Raw genomic sequence first — 201 nt, 5'->3', positions numbered from 1 at the left:
AAGCTGGACTTTCTCTTTCAGGCCCTTGTGAAAACCTCCCGTCTGGAAACAGGCGTGATCCAGTTGGACAAGAAACCGGGTCGCCTCTTTGATACCGTGGCGCAGGCCATGAGTGGGATCGTGTATGCAGCGGAGAAAAAGGAAATCGCCGTGTCTGTGGACTGCCCGGAGGATTTGACCGTTTCCCATGACAGCAAGTGG

1 pseudogene is annotated in these 201 nt (G+C 54.7%); it reads left to right on the top strand.

Annotated features, from left to right (window positions below):
- Positions 1–201, top strand: a pseudogene (locus DWZ82_RS15980) (sensor histidine kinase); the annotation flags it as partial.

The organism is Butyricicoccus sp. AF35-5AC (genome assembly GCF_003477715.1).
GTDB classification, from domain to species: Bacteria; Bacillota; Clostridia; order Oscillospirales; family Butyricicoccaceae; genus Agathobaculum; species Agathobaculum butyriciproducens.
The sequence above is the reverse complement of the archived record's forward strand: the minus strand, read 5'-3'. Positions and strand labels throughout refer to the sequence as shown.